The sequence below is a fragment of the Lentzea sp. CA-135723 genome (assembly GCF_050936595.1).
Taxonomy (GTDB): Bacteria; Actinomycetota; Actinomycetes; order Mycobacteriales; family Pseudonocardiaceae; genus Lentzea.
Genome location: NZ_JBNJMK010000001.1, coordinates 4,929,970 through 4,948,125, shown reverse-complemented (window position 1 = coordinate 4,948,125; position 18,156 = coordinate 4,929,970). Strand labels below are relative to the sequence as shown.

Here is an 18,156-nt window from a genome sequence, read left to right as displayed (position 1 = left end):
CCACGAGGTCGAGTTTGATCGACAGTCGCTGGTTTCGCAGGCGATTTAGGGTGGAGGTCATGGCGAACCGACTCGCGGACGCGACCAGCCCCTACCTGCTGCAGCACGCGGACAACCCGGTCGACTGGTGGCCGTGGTCCGAGGAGGCGTTCGAGGAGGCCCGGCGGCGCGACGTGCCGGTGTTGCTGTCCGTCGGCTACGCCGCCTGCCACTGGTGTCACGTGATGGCGCACGAGTCGTTCGAAGACGCTGCGGTGGCGGCGTTCCTGAACGAGAACTTCGTGGCGGTGAAGGTGGATCGGGAGGAACGCCCGGACGTCGACGCCGTGTACATGGAGGTCACGCAGGCCATGACCGGGTCTGGCGGGTGGCCGATGACGGTGTTCCTGACGCCGGACGCGCGGCCGTTCCACGCGGGCACCTACTACCCGCCGTCGCCGCGGCCGGGGATGCCGTCGTTCCGGCAGCTCGTGGAGGCCGTGGCGGCGACCTGGGCCTCTCGTCCCGCGGAGATCCTGGAGTCCGCTTCCGCTGTGGTGGAGGAGATCTCCCGGCACGCCGCGCCGTTGCCGCCGTCCGTTGTGGACGCGGACGTGCTCGCCGGTGCCGTGGTGTCGTTGCTCGGGGAGTTCGACCGGCGCAACGGCGGGTTCGGTGGCGCGCCGAAGTTCCCGCCGTCGATGGCGCTGGAGTTCCTGGTGCGGCACCACGAACGGACAGGGTCGGTCGAGGCCGTGTCGATGGCCACCGCCACGGCCGATGCGATGGCCAACGGCGGGCTCTACGACCAGCTCGGTGGCGGGTTCGCGCGGTACAGCGTCGATGCGTCGTGGGTGGTGCCGCACTTCGAGAAGATGTTGTACGACAACGCTTTGTTGCTGCGGTTCTACGTGCATCTCTCTCGTGTGACGGGTGCTGAACGCTATGCGCGCGTTGTGCGTGACACGGTCGGGTTCTTGTTGCGTGAGTTGCGCACGGACGATGGAGGGTTCGCAGCGTCGTTGGATGCGGACACTTCCGGCGTTGAGGGCCTTACCTACGTGTGGTCCTTCGAGGAGTTGGGTTCCGCTGCTGCTGCGTTCGGGGTGACTTCCGAGCCGAACTTCGAGGACGGCAAGTCGACGTTGCGGTTCGTGTCGGAGCCGGGGGAGGAGGTGCGTGCGTCGTTGTTGGCCGTGCGTGCGTCACGGCCGCAGCCCGGCCGTGACGACAAGGTGATCGCCTCGTGGAACGGCATGGTCATCGCTGCTCTGGCCGAGGCGGGGGCGTTCTTCGACGAACCGTCGTGGATCGCGGCGGCTTCGGACGCGGCGTCGTTGCTGGCCTCCGTGCACGTGGTGGAGGGACGGCTGCTGCGCACCTCACGGGACGGCGTTGCCGGGCCGTCGTTCGGGGTGCTGGAGGACTACGGCTGCGTCGCCGATGGGCTGTTGGCGTTGCATCAGGTCACCGGCTCGATCCGTTGGCTCGACCTCGCGTGCGGCCTGCTGGACACCGCACTCTCTCGTTTCGCTGTTCCTGACTCTCCTGGCGCCTACTACGACACGGCTGACGACGCCGAGACGTTGGTACGGCGTCCTGCCGACTCCACGGACAATGCGTCGCCATCGGGTGCGTCGTCGTTGGCCTCGGCTCTGCTGACCGCCTCGCTGCTGTCCGGCGCCGATCGTGCTTCGCGGTACTTCGAGGCTGCTTCCGCGGCCGTGACGCGGGCCGGGCTGTTGGTGGCCCGTGCGCCGCGGTTCGCCGGGCACTGGCTGACCGTCGCCGAGGCGTTGGTGGCCGGACCGTTGCAGGTGGCCGTGGTGGGCGCCGACGACACACGGCGTGCGTCGCTGTGGGCGGCGGCGGTGGCCAACGTGCCCGGAGGCGGCGTCGTCGTGGCCGGTGAGCCGTCATCCGTGCCGTTGCTGGAGGACCGGCCGTTGGTCGACGAGGGCCCGGCCGCGTACGTGTGCCGCGGCTACGTCTGCGATCGGCCGGTCGTTTCCGCAGAAGCCCTGGTCACTTCGCTGATGGCGAACACCCTTCGCTGATTGCAGGCGTAACGTCAGTAATGACGTAATCATGTAATCAGAGGTGGTTGTGATGGCACGTGGATGGCGAGGCAGAGGCGGGTGGCAGCAGGCCGACCTGCCCTCGGCCGACGACGCGGCGGCGTGGTTCGCGGGCAGGCTCCCGGACGGCTGGTTCACCGGCCAGCCCGAGGTGATCGTCGACCGCGAGGAGATCACGGTCATCGGCACCCTGCCGGACCTGGAGGGCGAGTTCGACGACGCCTCCAGGTCCGCGGCGGAGTCGGGCCGCCTCTCGCGCTGGCGTGAGGAGACCCGGGACGAACGCATCGAGATCGCGCGCCAGGCCGAGCACCGCTACGGCCGCAAGGTCGCCTGGGGAGCCGTCCAGGGCGGCACGCGCGAGCTCTTCACCCACCTGGCCGTGCCGGTCATGACGCGTCTGCGTCAGCCGGAACGCCAGGTGCTCGACACGCTCGTCGCCGCCGGCGTGGCGCGCTCACGGGCAGACGCCCTCGCATGGGCCGTGCGGCTGGTGGGCGAACACGCGGACACGTGGCTGGACGAACTTCGCGATGCCATGTCCCGTGTCGACGATCTGCGTTCGCAGGGACCAGATCTGGCCTGACAGGCACAAGGGCCGTAGCTACCCGTTGACGACGCCGATGGTCGACGTCACCGGAGTCCTGCTCTCCGGTGACGTGTCACCCTGCTCGTCCGACCTCGGCGTCTGAGACCTCCGGAGCCCGATGACGCACCCGAGTGCGACCGTGCTGACGCCGATGACCGACACGAGAGAGAGTGACTGCGCACCTAGCAGCACGGAGGTTGCGAGGCCGGACACCGGCATCAGGCCGATGAGCACGCCGGCGCGGTCGGAGCCCAGGCGGTTCACGGCGAAGTACCAGAGCCCGAACGCCAGCGCGGTTACCACCACCGCCAGCAACCCGAGCGCGAAGGCCTGCCGCGTGTCCGGCATCCGCCAGCCACCGACGAACGTCCCGAGCACCGCGCCGATCACCGTGGCGAGGATGCAGGTCCACGTGGCGACGCCGAGCACTCCAAGGCGTCGTACGACTCCCACGGCGAAAAGCGTGAAGCACACCTCACCGGCCATGGTGACCAACGCAAGGGCAAGGCCAGGTCCGTGCCACGAGCCGCCGCCGGACAACAGCACGATGCCCGCAGCCACCACCACAGCACCCACAACGGCCGATGCGGTGCGTTGACGGGAAAGCAGCGCCAACGCGATCGGCGCGCCGCCCATGACGGCGGCGACGAAGCCGGGTTCCGCGTACTGCTGGGCGGCGATGAGCACGGCGTTGAAGCCGAGCATGCCGGTGACGACCACGCCGAGCAGCGGCGGCACGTCCCGCCACGACGGCATCGGCAGGCGGCGCGCCACCAGCAGCAACACCGCCGCGCCGAGGGCGTAGCGCATGGCCTGACCGGTCAGGACCGGGTAGCCCTCCAGCATTCCCGTGACCGGTACCGACGCACCGACGATCGTTGCCGCTGTCGCTCCCGCGGCCACCCCGAGTTTCATGACAGCAAGCCTTGCGCCGAACTGGTCCAGGTTTAAGCTCCACTTCGATGGCCACGAACTGGACCACTTTCCGTGAGCTGCTGTTGCCGGGGCATCAGCGGCGCCGTGGCGTGGAGGTCGAGCTGCGCAGGGCGATCCGGGACGGGCGCCTGCCACCCGGCACACGCCTGCCGTCGAGCCGCGACCTGGCCGCCCAGCTCGAGGTGGCGCGCGGCACCGTCACGTCGGCGTACACGCAGCTCGTCGCGGAGGGCTACCTCACGACGCGGCGCGGCTCGGGCACGACCGTCGCGAGCCTTGGCCCGGCAGGCGCGTGCGGCGTCCCGGAACCACCGCAGCGCTGGCGCTACAACCTGCGGCCCGGCCTACCCGCCCTGGGCGCGTTCCCGCGTGCCGAGTGGGTGGCGGCGCACCGCGCGGCGCTCGCCGAGCTCCCCGACGACGACCTCGCCTACCCCGACCCGGCCGGGTTCGTGGGGCTGCGCAAGGAGATCGTCGACTACCTGGCGCGCGTCCGGGCGGTCGCCGCGAAGGACGCGGTGATCACCAACGGCGCCGCGGACGGGCTGCAGCTCACCGCGAGAATCCTCAACGGCAGCATCGCGATCGAGGAGCCCAGCCACTTCGGTGGCGAGCACATGCTCCGGTCGCACGGCCTCAACACCGTGCCGGTTCCGGTGGACGACAAGGGAATCCGCGTCGACCTGCTGTCCAAAACGGACTGTCGAGCCGTGCTCGTCACCGCCGCACACCAGTTCCCGCTGGGCGTGGTGCTCCACCCGGAACGGCGGCGAGCGCTCGTCGAGTGGGCGCGCGAGCGGGACGGGTTGATCATCGAGGACGACTACGACGCCGAACACCGCTACGACCGGCCGGCTCTGGGTGCGTTGCAGGCGCTCGCCCCCGACCACGTCGTCTACCAGGGGACGACGAGCAAGGTGCTCGCGCCCGCGTTGCGCCTCGGCTGGCTCGTGGTGCCGGAACGCCTGCGTGAGGGCATCGTGCAACGCAAGCAGTACAACGACATGGGCACCGGCACGATCCCACAGGCCGCGTTCGCACACTTGCTGCGCACGGGCGGCTATGACCGGCATCTGCGCCGTACGCGCGCGCTCTACCGGAAGAGGCGCGATGCGTTGCTGGAAGCGGTTGCATCGCATTTGCCCGCATGGCAGCCCATCGGCGTCGCGGCCGGTTTGCACGTCGTGCTGCGCATGCCGGACGGGACCGATGACCTCGCGTTGAAGAGCAGGCTCGCCGAGCGTGGCGTGCACGTCTGGGCGTTGGCGCAGTACACGCGCACGCCCACGTGGCCCGGCCTGGTCCTCGGGTACGCGGCGCTCACGCCCGACCGCCTGCGCGAGGCGGTCAGGGAGATCGCGGACCTCTCCGTTTAGAGGATGTGCTCGCGCTTGGCGCTCGTGTCGGCACTTGCGCCGAGGATGTGCTCGCGGTCGCCGGTGGCGGGACCGCCGAACGAGGTGGCGGCGACCGCCGCGAACAGCAGGGCGGCAGCGATGAAAACACGCATGGCGCGGTAAACCCCCAGGTAGAACGGTTGACCCCGCCAGCCTAGTCCGCGCCTCCAGAAAATGTCAGTGCTCGGGTGCACCATGAGACCTGTGCTTCTCTCCGAAGTGGTCGACACGTCGGCCGCGGTGGCGGCGACCCGGTCGCGCCTGGCCAAGGTCAAGGCGCTGTCCGCGTTGCTGCGCGCGGCGCCGGCGGATGTGGTGGTCGCGGTGGTGTCCTTCCTCATAGGCACGCCGCGGCAGGGGCGGATCGGCACGGGCTGGCGCACCGTCGTCGACCTGTCCGTGGTGCCTGGTGAGCGTGCCGAGCTGACGATCGCCGAGGTTGACGCGGTGCTGGCCGAGGTCGCCGCGACGTCCGGCAAGGGCTCGGCGCAACGCCGGGTGGACCTGCTGACGGCGCTCTTCGCCCGCTCCACCGAGCAGGAGCAGGACTTCTTGCGCCGCCTGCTCACCGGCGAGCTCCGCCAGGGCGCGCTGGAGGGCGTGATGCTGGACGCGATCGCCTCCGCGGCGGACGTGCCCGGCGAGACGGTGCGGCGGGCGTTCATGCTGTCCGGCCGCCTGCCGGAGACGGCCGTGGCCGCCCTGGATGGCGGCGCCGAAGCGCTGGAGGCGTTCCGGCTGGAGGTGGGCCGCCCCCTGCGCCCGATGCTGGCCTCGCCCGCCGAGTCGCTGGACGACGCGCTGGCCGAGATCGGCAGCTGCGTGGTGGAGCACAAACTGGACGGCGCCCGCATCCAGGTGCACCGCTCCGGCGACGAGGTGCACGTCTACACCCGCACGTTGCGCGAGATCACCAAGACCGTGCCCGAACTGGTCGACCTGGTCCGAGGCCTGCCCTGCACCTCCGTGGTGCTGGACGGCGAGACCCTGGCCCTGACCGACGAGGGCAGACCCCGCCCGTTCCAGGAGACGATGAGCCGCTTCGGCGCGCAGGACGAACGAGAGCTGCTGCTGCACCCGTACTTCTTCGACTGCCTGCACCTCGACGGCAAGGACCTGCTCGACGACCCCCTCCGCGACCGCCTGGCCGCCCTGCGCCAGGTAGCGGGCGAGCACGTGATCCCAGGCGTGCTGGACCCGACCCCGGCGCAGGCCGCGGACGTGGTGGCAGCTGCCCTCGCCGCGGGCCACGAGGGCGTGATGGTGAAGTCGCTGGCCTCGCCCTACGCGGCGGGCAGACGAGGCAAGGCCTGGCAGAAGGTGAAGCCGGTCCACACCCTCGACCTGGTGGTCCTCGGCGTCGAGTGGGGCAGCGGCCGCCGCCGAGGCTGGCTCTCGAACCTGCACCTGGGCGCCCGCGACCCGGACGGCGGCCCCCCGGTCATGGTGGGCAAGACCTTCAAGGGCCTGACCGACGACCTGCTGAAGTGGCAGACCGAAGCCCTCCAGGAAATCGCGACCGACCGCAACGACTGGGTGGTCATGGTCCGCCCGGAACTGGTGATCGAGATCGAACTGGACGGCGTCCAGGTCTCCCCGCGCTACCCAGGAGGCGTAGCCCTGCGCTTCGCCCGAGTAGTGCGCTACCGCCCGGACAAGGACCCGTCAGAAGCCACCACGATCGAGGAGGTGCGGGCCCTCCTGCCCACAGCAAACCCAACCCCCACCCCCTGAAACCGCAACGCTCCCGCCCCGAGCCGACCCGAGCTGAGCCGCCCCGGCCCGAGCGGAGCGGAGCCGATCCGACCCGACCCGACCCGCCCCGAGCCGAGCGGAGCCGAGCCGGCCCGGGCCGACCCGACCCGAGCCAGGCCAGCCCGAGCCAGGCCAGCCCGAGCCAGGCCAGCCCAACCAGGCCAGCCCAACCGAGTCTCGCCCAACCGAGTCTCGCCCAACCGAGTCTCGCCCAACCGAGTCTCGCCCAACCGAGTCTCGCCCCGCCTAGTCGATGCCAGACCAGGCCAGCCGGCCCGATGCCAGCCCAGCCCAGTCCGGCTGGTGCCATGCCAGGCCTCGGCAGGCGTGGCGTCGTCAGCCGAGGCGTCGCGAGGCCCGCCGTTGCGAGGCGAGGCCGCAGGCGAGGGGGCGATATTCACATGCGCCCAAGCCACCGCCACCCCTAGCGTCGCCGAATGACCTCCGCAGCCGCGCTGCTCAGCGCCTTCGACACCCAGGCCCGCCCAGCAGAGTGGACGATCCCGGACCAGGACGCCGAGGTGCACCAGGACGGCCCGGTGTTCCGCGTGACCTGGCCAAGCCGCCGAGGCTTCATCGGCGGCCCCCCGACCCTGAACGTCGAGGGCAAGGCCCTCGACACCCTCATCGCCCGCCAACGCGACTTCTTCGCAGCCCGCAACCAGCCCGTCGAGTGGAAGACCTGGGGCCACGACACCCCAGCGGACCTCCCAGCCCGCCTGGAAGCAGCAGGCTTCGAATCAGAAGGCCGCGAAACAGTCCTGGTAGGCCTGGCCTCCGCCATGACCACCCAGGCCACCCCGGCCGGCGTGACGATCCGCGAGGCCACCACCGAGGCCGACATCCACAACCTGGCCGCCACCGCCGCCGAAGTCTTCGGCCGCAACCACGACTGGCTGGCAGCCCACCTCCTCGACAAGCAGAACGACCCGAACACGATCGCCGTCCTGGCCGAGGCAGACGGCCGGGTCGTCTCCTCCTCGCGCATCGAGTTCGTCCCCGGCACGGAGTTCGCGGGCCTGTGGGGCGGCGGCACCCTCAAAGCCTGGCGAGGCAAGGGCATCTACAAAGCCCTGATCGCCCACCGAGCCCGGCTCGCCGTGGCGCGAGGCACCAAGTACCTCCAGGTGGACGCCTCCGAGGACAGCCGCCCGATCCTCGAACGCCTCGGCTTCACCACCATCACCACTACCACGGGCTACGCCTGGACCCCGCGGTAACCCCCGAGCGCCGCGCGGAATCCCCGAGCGCCGCGTGGAGTCCCCGAGCGCCGCGTGGAGTCCCCGAGCGCCGCGTGGAGTCCCCAAGCGCCGAGTGGAGTCCCCCGAGCGTCGCGCGGAACCCTAAGCCCTGAGGCAACGCAGGAACTCGGGGCAACCCTCGAGCCGTCCGGCGGCGCCGACGTCCCGGGCGGCTCCGGCTGAAGTGGACCGCTCCGGCTGGGCTGGAGGTGGCGCAAGGCCGCCCGAACCGGCGTCGCGCTGGGCAGCGCGCCGACATGCTGCCCGTCTCCAGCCGGCCTGACTTCGGCACGTTCGACGTGCCCCGACTGGCCTGACCTCGTCACGTCCAGGGCTCGGCGCTGGCCACCTGTACAACACAGCCGGTGAGCATCCGTCCGACCCGCCCCCCGCGCTTCCTTACCTTGCGGAACGAGTGAAAAGCGTTTTGGGTTCCCGGCTATCCACAGGTTATCCCAACCAGGGGTATCCGCAGGTCAGAATGCCGTCAGCCTGTGGATAACTCGCGATCTTGCGGTGGGTGGCGCTGTCAGTCAGGACCGGCCTGTGCGCCGCCCAACCAGCCCGTAGCAGCACGACTGACGGGCGGGCTGATCCCCGTGAGGCAAGGTTGGCAGAGCACGCTGAGTGACGGAGATGGCTGGCCGGTCCAGGCCGTCACCGCACGCCCGCCACTGCACGCCCGCCACTGCACGCCCGCGACCGCACGGCCAGCGAGGCGTGCCCAGGCCGGGCAAAGGTCGGCAGGGCGCACGCAGGCGGAGCCAACAGGCGGGTGCAGCGCACGGTCGGCGACTGTAGGTGGGCCGGCGCAACTGGTGCGCACCCGCCTGCCGCACCGCTGGCGGGTCGCGCGGGGGTGCGGTTCGAGCGGCGTGCCCTGGGGAGACGCTGCGGGTATCGTGGAAGCACGTGCGGTTCATCGAAGGGCATCGACCCTCTTACGACCTGACCTACGACGACGTGTTCCTCGTTCCCGGCCGCAGTGCCGTGGAGTCGCGGTTCGGTGTCGACCTCTCCACTTCGGACGGTACCGGGGCCACCATTCCCGTTGTCGTCGCGAACATGACGGCCGTGGCCGGGCGGCGGATGGCTGAGACCATCGCTCGGCGGGGTGGGCTGGTGGTGATTCCGCAGGACGTGCCCACCGAGGCCGTTGCGGAGATCATCGCGTGGGTCAAGGAGCGGCATCCTGTTTGGGACACGCCGTTGACGCTCGGCACTGGGGATGCGGTCGCTGATGCGTGGAACCTCCTCCACAAGCGGGCTCATGGGGCCGTTGTTGTTGTGGACGACGGTGGGCGGCCGCTCGGGGTTGTTGACGAGGCGGCGTTGACCGGGGTTGATCGGTTTGCTCGGCTTGGCGATGTCATGAACACCGACGTGTTGAAGTTGTCGCTCGAGTCGCGGCCTCAGGACGTGTTCGACGAGTTGCACCACAGCGCGCACAAGGTGGCGTTGGGGGTGGACGAGGCGATGCGGCTTCGTGGGGTGCTGACCGAGTTGACGGCGCTGCGGGCCGAGGTTTATCAGCCTGCCAAGGATGACGACGGGAAGTTGAAGGTCGCGGCTGCCGTTGGGGTCAACGGGGACGTGCGGGCCAAGGCTGAGGCGTTGGTCAAGGCCGGGGTCGACGTGCTCGTCGTGGACACGGCTCATGGGCACCAGGAGAAGATGATCGCCGCGCTCCAGGCGCTCAAGGAAATCGGTGTGCCGGTGGCCGCGGGGAACGTGGTCACGGCTGAGGGTGTGCGGGATCTGGTCGAGGCCGGGGCCGACATCATCAAGGTCGGGGTCGGGCCCGGTGCGATGTGCACGACGCGGATGATGACCGGCGTCGGGCGGCCCCAGTTCAGCGCTGTGGCCGAGTGCGCAAAAGAGGCGCGCCGGCTCGGGAAGCACGTCTGGGCCGACGGCGGGGTGCGGCACCCGCGGGACGTGGCGCTGGCGCTTGCGGCCGGGGCCAGCAGCGTGATGGTCGGCAGTTGGTTCGCGGGGACCTACGAGTCGCCCGGAGATCTGCAGCGGGACGAGCGCGGCAACCTTTACAAAGAATCCTTTGGAATGGCCTCGAAGCGGGCGGTGAGTGCGCGGACGCGGGGGGACAACGCGTTTGAGCGGGCCAAGAAGGGGTTGTTCGAGGAAGGGATCTCCACTTCGAAAATGAAGTTGGACCCGGTGCGTCCGAGCGTGGAGGATCTGCTCGATGCGATAACGTCCGGCGTTCGCTCGGCCTGCACGTATGCCGGCGCGACCTCGCTGGAGGAATTCCACGACAAGGCTGTGCTCGGCGTTCAGTCCGCCGCTGGTTTTGCGGAGGGAAGGCCGTTGCCAGGGGGATGGTGAGAAAGTGGACGAAGCGGTCTCGGTAAGAGATCTCCGCAAAGTCTATAAAACTGGACAAAAGCCTGCGGTGGACGGATTGAGCTTCGACGTCCACCGCGGCGAGGTCTTCGGGTTGCTCGGGCCGAACGGCGCCGGCAAGACGACGACGGTCGGTGTCCTCACCACGCGCGTCCGCCCCACGTCGGGGCAGGCGCTCGTGGAAGGGGTCGACGTGGTGGCCGACTCCAAGCAGGCGCGGCAGCTGCTGGCGGTGGTGCCGCAGCGCAACAACCTCGACCGGTCGCTCAACGCGCGGCAGAACCTGCTGTTCCACGCCGCCTACCACGGCATCGGGCCGAAGGAACGGCAGCAGCTCGCCGACGACATCATCGAGCGGATGGGCCTCAAGGACCACCAGAACGCGCTCGTCGACACGTTGTCCGGCGGGCAGGCGCAACGGCTCATGATCGCCCGCGCGCTCATGCACCGGCCCAAGGTGCTCTTCCTCGACGAACCGAGCACCGGTCTCGACCCGCAGGCCCGGCTCTTCGTCCACGAACGGATCGCGGCGCTGCACGCGGACGGCGTCACGGTCGTGCTCACCACGCACGACATGGACGAGGCCACCAAGCTGTGCGACCGGGTCGGCATCGTCGACCACGGCAAGCTGCTCACGCTCGACGCGCCGGACGCGCTCACCAAGAACCTGCCCGGCAGCAACACCGTCAGCGTCACGGTGAGCCCGAACGGCCACGACAGCGCCAAGATCACCCAAGCTCTGTCCGAAGTGGACGGAGCGCAGCGGGTCGAGGAGATCGGGAACATGTTCCGCGTCTACACCGACGCCGACACCTCGATCACGCTGCCCGCGGTGCTGAACGTGCTGCGGGACCTCGACGTGACGGTCAGCGACGTCGCGATCGGCAAGCCCAGCCTCGAGGACGTCTTCATCCACCTGACCGGCAGGGAGCTGCGGTGAGCCAACTCAGGACGTTCCAGGCGATCCTGTGGCGCGACGTCTTCGTCACGGGCCGCGAGCTGCCGAGCTTCCTCGCCCAGGTGATCATCCAGCCGTTCTTCATCCTCTTCATCTTCGCGAAGGTGCTGGGGGACATCGGTTACGTGCAGAACGACTTCGCGCAGGTGCTGCTCCCCGGCATCATCGCGATGAACGGCTTCCTGGGCGCGCTGCAGAACACCACGCTGCCGCTGGTGCTCGACTTCAGCTGGACGCGCGAGATCGAGGACCGGCTGCTCGCGCCCATCTCCATCCCGCTCGTCGCCGTCGAGAAGATCGTGTTCGGCGCCATCCGCGGCTTCTTCGCGGCCGTGCTGATGGTGCCCGTCGGGTTCGTCATGCTCGACGTCTCCTGGGCGTGGGAAGGGATTCCCGGCGCTCTGCTCGTGATCATCTTGGGATGCCTCGCAGGCGGCAGTGTCGGCATGGTCATCGGCACGTCGGTGCCCGCGCGACGCGTCAACGTCATGTTCGCGGTCATCCTCACGCCGTTGCTGTTCACCGGCTCGTCGCAGTTCCCGTGGCGGTCGCTGAGCGACGACCTGCTGTGGTTCAAGGTGATCTGCGCGCTCAACCCGCTCACGTACGTCAGCGAGGGCATGCGCGCCGAGCTCGTGCCGAACGTGCCGCACATCCCGCTGCCGATCGTGCTGCTCGTGCTCGTCGCCGCCATCGCGGGCTTCGGCGCACTCGGCCTGCGCGGCTTCATGAAACGGGCCCTGGACTAGAAGCAGAACGGCCCCGCGCAACGAAGTGCGCGGGGCCGTTTCACACCAGCGGACGGGAACTACGAGGCGTAGTCCTCCTCCAGCATCTCGGTGACGAGGGCCGCGATCGGCGAACGCTCCGAGCGCGTCAGCGTGACGTGAGCGAAGAGCGGGTGGCCCTTCAGCTTCTCGATCACCGCCGCCACGCCGTCGTGCCGGCCGACCCGCAGGTTGTCGCGCTGCGCCACGTCGTGCGTCAGCACCACCCGCGAGTTGCTGCCCAGCCGCGACAGCACGGTCAGCAACACGTTGCGCTCCAACGACTGCGCCTCGTCCACGATCACGAACGAGTCGTGCAGCGAACGGCCGCGGATGTGGGTGAGGGGCAGGACCTCGAGCATCCCGCGGTCCATCACCTCTTCCACGACCGCCTGGCTCACCAGCGCGCCGAGGGTGTCGAACACCGCCTGCGCCCACGGCCCCATCTTCTCGTTCTCGCTACCCGGCAGGTATCCGAGCTCCTGGCCACCGACCGCGTACAACGGCCGGAACACCACGACCTTCCGGTGCTGCCTGCGCTCCATCACGGCCTCGAGGCCCGCGCAGAGCGCCAGTGCCGACTTGCCGGTGCCCGCACGTCCGCCCAGCGAGACGATGCCGACCTCGGAGTCCAGCAAGAGATCCAGGGCGATCCGCTGTTCCGCGGACCTCCCGTGCAGTCCGAACGCCTCCCGATCCCCGCGCACCAGCCTGATCTGCTTGTCCGCGGTCACCCGCCCCAGAGCGCTCGACGTGCCCGACAGCAACCGGAGTCCGGTGTGGCAGGGCAGCTCGGCGATGTGCTCGAGGTCCTCGTACTGGGTGGGGTCGACGACGTTCTCCTTGAACAGGCCGTCCACGAGGGACTGCGGAACGTCCAGATCGGACATTCCCGTCCAGCCTGACAGGGTCACGTCGTGCGCCCGGTACTCCTCCGCCGGCAGGCCGACCGATCCGGCCTTGACCCGCAGCGGCATGTCCTTCGTCACCAGGGTGACGTTGCGGCCCTCAGCAGCGAGGTTGAGGGAGCACGCGAGGATTCGGGCGTCGTTGGAGTCCGTTCGGAAACCTGATGGCAACACCTCCGGGTCGGAGTGGTTGAGCTCGACGTGCAAGGTGCCTCCCACATCCCCGATGGGGATGGGCGAGTCGAGGCGACCATGCCGCAAGCGCAGGTCGTCGAGGAGGCGCAGGGCTTCCCTCGCGAACCAGCCCAGTTCGGGGTGGTGGCGCTTGCCCTCCAGCTCGCTGATCACCACGAGCGGCAGCACGACCTCGTGCTCCGCGAACCGGGTGGGGGCGAGAGGATCGGACAGCAGTACCGACGTGTCCAGCACATATGTCGTGATGGCTGGGGCGGCGGACTTGCGCCTGGAGGAAGAACTGCGCGATGAGCCTGAGGTACGGCTCGCGGGACGTCGTGCGTTCACGGCAACTCCCTCACGAACGCGGCACCCGCGTCCGCTCCTCGCTGGGCCAGGCACCACCCTGATCGGTCGTCTCGCCTTCCGCCGGTACGGCGTCAGGCAGGTCGACCACGAGGGCCGGGTGCCGGCCCCCTCGCGACGTTTTCTGCCACGATCAGAGCCTCCCTGCGCGGTCCGCAGTGGTCGCGTCCCGCCGCTTTCGAAGTTACCTGTGGAAGTGCCCCATCTGCACGAAGCCACACAGGTGAATCCGAATTTGTCATCTGCCGGACAACCGCCCGAAACATGGCCGCAGCCGTGTTCTAGCTGGTCAGATGGCGTTCTCCTGGGTGTTGCGGGCAAGCCACGAGAGACCGTCGCGCACCTGGGATTCGAGTGAATCCGGCACGAGCGGCTCGTCGAGAAGTCTCAGATAGCGGGAGTCGAGCGACTCTCCAGGCGCACGGACGTCCAACCACGCCCGCACGAGACGCACCCCTTCGACGTATGTGGTCGTGTACGCGCGCCACAGCGGGTCCGCCAGAAAACGAACCATTTGCCGTGCGCGAGCCTCGGGGACTAGCAGCCACCTGCACAGATGCGCAACCACGTCATCCTGATCCGCACCCCGATCGTGTAGCAGCAGCGCGGCGTCCTGCCGCACCGTGAGCAGGCCGGACGCCGCCGCTTCGACCTTTTCGGACAGTGCGCCGTCCATTCGCAACCCCAGGTCGCCGAGCACCTCCTCCGTCCACCGGCCCCAGCCGGGCCCGACCGCGGCGTGCAGGCCCAGGTCCGCCATGCCCTCGGCCATCAGGCACTGCGGCGTGTTGATCAGGAAGATCGACTGCTCGGCGTGGCCGCGCTTCGCGACCAGCCCCGCCTCCTTGCGGCAGTGCTCGGTGTGGTGGCCCGGATAGGACTCGTGCGCGACCAGGTGCGGCAGGTTCGACATGCGGTGCCCGAGGTCGGCGTTGACCGCGACCCGGCTGCGGTAGCCGCCCAGGTAGTAGTTGAAGCCGCTCCACGGCTTGTTCGTGACGATCTGGTACTCGACGATCTCCTGCTCGGGCAGCGCGAACTTCTGCCGCACGCGGTCCCTCAGGGCGCTCGACAACGCCTGCACGGCGCCCTGGAGGCGGCGCCGGGGCACCTCGTCGTCCGCGCGGAAGTCGCCGAGGCGTTCGGCGAGCGTCCCAGGGCCCTCCAGCACGGCGTTGAGGCTGCGGTGGGCCTGCCGGTACGCGTCCTCGTCGCCGGGGCGGATGCGCACCTGGAAGTACTGCTGCACCTCGTCGACGAACGAGACGACCTGGCCGTCGAGCTTGCGCGCGGTGCACTCCAACGCCCTCAGGTGCGCGTCGAGGAACTGTTTGCGCTGGTCGGCGAGGTCGCTGCCGGGGAGTTCGCGGCGCAGCAGCCGCGCGTGGTCGCCCAGCGCCCTCGGGTGCAGGCGCGGTTCGTTGTCGACGGCGCGGCTCAGGGCCGGGTCGCCGGTGAACGAGTCGACGAACCCGGGCACCAGGCGCCCGAGCCGCAGCCCCAGCACCAGGTAGGCCCGCACGAGCTCGTTGGCTTCCATGAGCCGGAGAGCTTAGAGCGTCTACCACAGCGTCTTACTCGCGACCGAATCGTGAATCGACGACCACTCCATCGGGGAATGTTGTTGATCTTGACGTCACACAATGGGGTCACGCGGGCCGCCAATTCGGATCAACACCTATAGCGTTTCCGCCCGGAGACCCCACCGACTCCGGAGATCCCCGAAGACTCCGGAAATGACGGGGATAACCCGACATGAAGGAGAATCACATGAAGAAGGCTTGTGCCGTGGTGGCTGCTGCCGCCGCGCTGTCGCTCGCGTTCGCCCCGGCCGCCATGGCCGGCGAGGGCCACGGTGGACACCACTGGAAGAACGGCCCCCTGCTGGTTCTGCTCAACGGCAACAACCTGAACGGCACCATCGGCGCCTGCGGCAACAACGTCGGTGTCCTGGGCGGCGCCGTGCCGATCAACTCGCCGTCGATCACCGAGACCTGCGCCGCCGGCGGCATCGTCGACGAGGGCTGATCTCCCTTTGATCCACGTCTGGGGGCGTCATTTCTGGCGCCCCCAGACGCGTTTTTCCCGCTTTAAACCTTCATGAGGAGAAAAATCGTGCTGAAGAAGGCTGCCGCCGCTCTCGGCGTCGCTGCTGCGTTCGCCGCCATCGGTTCCCCGGCAATGGCCGCCCCCGGCCACCACTGGGTCAACGAGCCGCTGCTGATCGTCGGCAACGCCAACAACCTCAACGGCGTCGTCGGTGCCTGTGGCAACAACGTCGCGGTGCTCGGTGGAGCGGTTCCGGTGAACTCGCCCTCCATCACCGAGACCTGCGCCGCCGGTGGCATCGAGGACGGCGACGACTTCGGCCCGCACTGGGGCTGATCTCGCAGTTCGAACGAAGGGGCGCTCACCTCGCGGTGGGCGCCCCTTCGGCGTTCGTGGAGGACCGTCAGCCGCCGTAGCGGCGGTGGCGCTTGGCGTACTCGCGCATCGCCCGCAGGAAGTCGGTGCGGCGGAAACCGGGCCAGTAGGCCTCGCAGAACCAGAACTCCGAGTGCGCCGACTGCCACAGCATGAAGCCGGAGAGCCGCTGCTCACCGGACGTGCGGATGATCAGGTCGGGGTCGGGCTGCCCGGACGTGTAGAGGTGCTCGGCGATGTGGTCGACGTCGAGGACCTCGGCGAGCTCCTCGATCGTGCCGCCGCGCTCCGCGTGCGCCTGCAACAGCTTCCTGACCGCGTCCGCGATCTCCTGCCGGCCGCCGTACGCGACGGCGACGTTGACCTGGATGCCCGTGCGGTTCTTGGTGCGCGCGGTGGCGTTCGAGAGACGTTCGGCGTGCTCCTTGGGCAGCATGTCGAGCGCGCCGACGTGCCGCACCCGCCACGGCTTGCCGTCCTCGGCCAGCTCGTCGGTGATGTCCGCGATGATGTCGAGCAACGGCGCCAGCTCGTCGTTGTCGCGGCTGAGGTTGTCGGTGCTCAGCATCCAGAGCGTGACGACCTCGACGTTCGCCTCGCCGCACCACTCGAGCAGCTCGAGGATCTTGCGCGCGCCGGCCCGGTGTCCATGTGCGACGTCCGTGAACCCGGCTTCCCGCGCCCACCGGCGGTTGCCGTCGAGGACCACGCCCACGTGCTTGGGAGCCTGGGCGCTCGAGCTCACCTCGCGCCGGAGTATCCACTCGTAGAGGTGGACGGCGACGTCTTTCACACGGGTGCGGAGTGCCACGTCCGAACAGCGTACGCCGTGCAAGGTTCATCACTGAGCCGTGGTCGGAAACCTACGGTCGCGTAACCTAGGGCCCCGTGACCACTGCGACCGTTCCTCCCCAGCCCGGACTGCGGCCGCGCCTGCGTGGATGGCTGCACTTCTGGTCGTTCATCGCCTCGGTGGCGACAGGCGCGACACTCATCGCACTCGCGGCGTCCACAGTGTCCGCGCGCGCCGCCCTGGCCACCTCCGTCTACGGCCTGACGGTCCTCGGCCTCTTCGGCGTCTCGGCGCTGTACCACCGCGTGACGTGGAAGTCCGACCGCGTCCGCACGTGGATGAAGCGCATGGACCACTCGATGATCTTCGTGTTCATCGCGGGCACCTACACGCCGTTCGCCCTGCTGGCCATGGACCCCGGGACCGGTTCCACCGTGTTGTGGGTCGTCTGGATCGGCGCGCTGCTCGGCGTGACCCTGAAGCTGGCGTGGCCGCACGCGCCGCGGTGGCTCGGGGTGCCGATCTACATCGCGCTCGGCTGGGTGGCGGTGTTCGTGCTGCCCGAGCTGCTGCACCACGCCGGGGTCGCGGCTCTAGTGCTGTTGCTGGTGGGTGGCGCTTTGTACACGGTGGGCGCGGTGTTCTACGCGACCCGCTGGCCGAACCCTTGGCCGCAGGTGTTCGGGTATCACGAGTTCTTCCACGCGGCGACCGTGGTGGCGGCGATCTGCCACTACATCGCGATCTGGCTCGCGATGTACTCGTGACTCGCTTGCGGTGCCAGGCGGTCCGGTGGGTCGACGACCAGAGGGTCGAGGTCCGGCTCGTCGACGCGTCCGGGGTCGAGTGGACTCTGGTCGACCAGGCGCCTGCCGTCGGTGTGCACCCCGAGGACGAGCTCCCGTGCTACCTCGAGATCGCCTGCGAGGTGGTGGCGGCCGACGGCGACCTCGTCACGGTCTCGACCGCCCAGCCGTGGGGCGTGGAGGCGCGGCACGAGCTCCTGGTCACCCCGTACCAGCTTCTCGACGGCGGTCCGGCGGCCAGGGAGGTCGGCTTCTACCGGACGGCGGACGAGGTCAGGGCCGCGATGGCCGGTGGTGAGCAGCCGTGGGAGCAGGACGCGTTGCGCTACCTGGAACAGGGCGAGGTCGTCTTGATCACGGCGTCGCCGGCGACCGACCTCCTCGACCCGGAGGGTCCCCGTCTCCGCGATCGGGGTGAGTGGACCGACGGCGTGTGGTTCTGGAGCGGCACGCTCGGCCACTACCTGCGGAACTACCACGTGACGTTGCCGGAGGAGTTCCTCGCGCACATGCGAGCCCATCACTGGACTGTGCCGAAGGTCGACCACTCGGCCGTCGTGCGGAGATACCCGTTCCTCGCCGAGGACGTGGCGGCTCCGGTCGCCGAGGCGTGACGACCGG

The 18,156-nt window shown here is 69.3% G+C and carries 17 protein-coding genes; 12 read left to right on the top strand and 5 right to left on the bottom strand.

Going from position 1 to position 18,156, the window contains the following annotated elements; genetic code table 11:
• Window positions 1-59 precede the first annotated feature (59 nt).
• Together ACQEU1_RS22365 and ACQEU1_RS22360 are read left to right on the top strand one after the other, a co-directional pair.
• Window positions 60-2,036: a thioredoxin domain-containing protein gene (locus ACQEU1_RS22365; RefSeq protein WP_433204908.1), complete on the top strand. Its 1,977-nt coding sequence runs from the start codon at window positions 60-62 to the stop codon at window positions 2,034-2,036.
• Window positions 2,037-2,088: 52 nt separating this feature from the next.
• Window positions 2,089-2,643 (top strand): hypothetical protein, encoded by a 555-nt coding sequence (locus tag ACQEU1_RS22360; RefSeq protein ID WP_433204905.1) that lies wholly within the window; start codon window positions 2,089-2,091, stop codon window positions 2,641-2,643.
• A gap of 18 nt (window positions 2,644-2,661) precedes the next feature.
• Here ACQEU1_RS22360 and ACQEU1_RS22355 read toward each other — a convergent pair whose 3' ends face one another.
• Window positions 2,662-3,561 (bottom strand): DMT family transporter, encoded by a 900-nt coding sequence (locus ACQEU1_RS22355; RefSeq protein ID WP_433204902.1) that lies wholly within the window; start codon window positions 3,559-3,561, stop codon window positions 2,662-2,664.
• Window positions 3,562-3,608: 47 nt separating this feature from the next.
• Here ACQEU1_RS22355 and ACQEU1_RS22350 point away from each other — a divergent pair, with 47 nt between their 5' ends.
• Entirely contained in the window at window positions 3,609-4,958 is a 1,350-nt protein-coding gene (locus ACQEU1_RS22350) for a PLP-dependent aminotransferase family protein (protein WP_433204899.1), read from the top strand.
• Here ACQEU1_RS22350 and ACQEU1_RS22345 read toward each other — a convergent pair.
• Entirely contained in the window at window positions 4,955-5,092 is a 138-nt protein-coding gene (locus tag ACQEU1_RS22345) for a hypothetical protein (protein ID WP_433204896.1), read from the bottom strand. The genes ACQEU1_RS22350 and ACQEU1_RS22345 overlap by 4 nt on opposite strands.
• Before the next feature lie 91 nt (window positions 5,093-5,183).
• Between ACQEU1_RS22345 and ACQEU1_RS22340 the strand changes: the two genes are divergently transcribed.
• The 5 genes from ACQEU1_RS22340 (at window position 5,184) to ACQEU1_RS22320 (ending at window position 12,046) form a co-directional block, all read left to right on the top strand.
• Window positions 5,184-6,713, top strand: coding sequence for an ATP-dependent DNA ligase (locus ACQEU1_RS22340; protein ID WP_433204893.1), 1,530 nt, complete (start codon window positions 5,184-5,186; stop codon window positions 6,711-6,713).
• A gap of 458 nt (window positions 6,714-7,171) precedes the next feature.
• A complete protein-coding gene (locus ACQEU1_RS22335) occupies window positions 7,172-7,954 on the top strand; it encodes a GNAT family N-acetyltransferase (RefSeq protein WP_433204890.1) in 783 nt (260 codons plus the stop codon).
• Between the two features lie 933 nt (window positions 7,955-8,887).
• Complete coding sequence (locus ACQEU1_RS22330; RefSeq protein ID WP_433204887.1) at window positions 8,888-10,321, top strand: GuaB1 family IMP dehydrogenase-related protein; 1,434 nt, start codon at window positions 8,888-8,890, stop codon at window positions 10,319-10,321.
• Between the two features lie 4 nt (window positions 10,322-10,325).
• Complete coding sequence (locus ACQEU1_RS22325) at window positions 10,326-11,279, top strand: ATP-binding cassette domain-containing protein (RefSeq protein WP_433204884.1); 954 nt, start codon at window positions 10,326-10,328, stop codon at window positions 11,277-11,279.
• On the top strand, window positions 11,276-12,046 hold the full coding sequence (locus ACQEU1_RS22320) for an ABC transporter permease (RefSeq protein WP_433204881.1): 771 nt from the start codon (window positions 11,276-11,278) through the stop codon (window positions 12,044-12,046). Before ACQEU1_RS22325 ends, ACQEU1_RS22320 begins: the two co-directional genes overlap by 4 nt.
• A 59-nt stretch (window positions 12,047-12,105) precedes the next feature.
• Here the strand turns inward: ACQEU1_RS22320 and ACQEU1_RS22315 are convergent, their stop codons facing one another.
• Both ACQEU1_RS22315 and ACQEU1_RS22310 read right to left on the bottom strand, forming a co-directional pair.
• Window positions 12,106-13,413, bottom strand: coding sequence for a PhoH family protein (locus ACQEU1_RS22315; RefSeq protein ID WP_433211660.1), 1,308 nt, complete (start codon window positions 13,411-13,413; stop codon window positions 12,106-12,108).
• 388 nt (window positions 13,414-13,801) lie between these two features.
• Window positions 13,802-15,052: a DUF885 domain-containing protein gene (locus ACQEU1_RS22310; RefSeq protein ID WP_433204878.1), complete on the bottom strand. Its 1,251-nt coding sequence runs from the start codon at window positions 15,050-15,052 to the stop codon at window positions 13,802-13,804.
• A gap of 230 nt (window positions 15,053-15,282) precedes the next feature.
• On the opposite strand from ACQEU1_RS22310, the gene ACQEU1_RS22305 reads away from it, so the two are divergent.
• Entirely contained in the window at window positions 15,283-15,540 is a 258-nt protein-coding gene (locus ACQEU1_RS22305) for a hypothetical protein (RefSeq protein ID WP_285643532.1), read from the top strand.
• A gap of 87 nt (window positions 15,541-15,627) precedes the next feature.
• A complete protein-coding gene (locus ACQEU1_RS22300; protein WP_433204875.1) occupies window positions 15,628-15,897 on the top strand; it encodes a hypothetical protein in 270 nt (89 codons plus the stop codon).
• A 67-nt stretch (window positions 15,898-15,964) separates the two neighbouring features.
• Here ACQEU1_RS22300 and ACQEU1_RS22295 read toward each other — a convergent pair whose 3' ends face one another.
• The gene (locus tag ACQEU1_RS22295) at window positions 15,965-16,747 is read right to left on the bottom strand and encodes an isoprenyl transferase (RefSeq protein ID WP_433204872.1); all 783 of its coding nucleotides are present in this window, start codon (window positions 16,745-16,747) and stop codon (window positions 15,965-15,967) included.
• A gap of 77 nt (window positions 16,748-16,824) precedes the next feature.
• Between ACQEU1_RS22295 and trhA the strand changes: the two genes are divergently transcribed.
• Complete coding sequence (gene trhA, locus ACQEU1_RS22290) at window positions 16,825-17,496, top strand: PAQR family membrane homeostasis protein TrhA (RefSeq protein WP_285643529.1); 672 nt, start codon at window positions 16,825-16,827, stop codon at window positions 17,494-17,496.
• Window positions 17,493-18,149, top strand: a complete 657-nt coding sequence (locus ACQEU1_RS22285) for a hypothetical protein (RefSeq protein WP_433204869.1) — start codon at window positions 17,493-17,495, stop codon at window positions 18,147-18,149. Before trhA ends, ACQEU1_RS22285 begins: the two co-directional genes overlap by 4 nt.
• Window positions 18,150-18,156 lie beyond the last annotated feature (7 nt).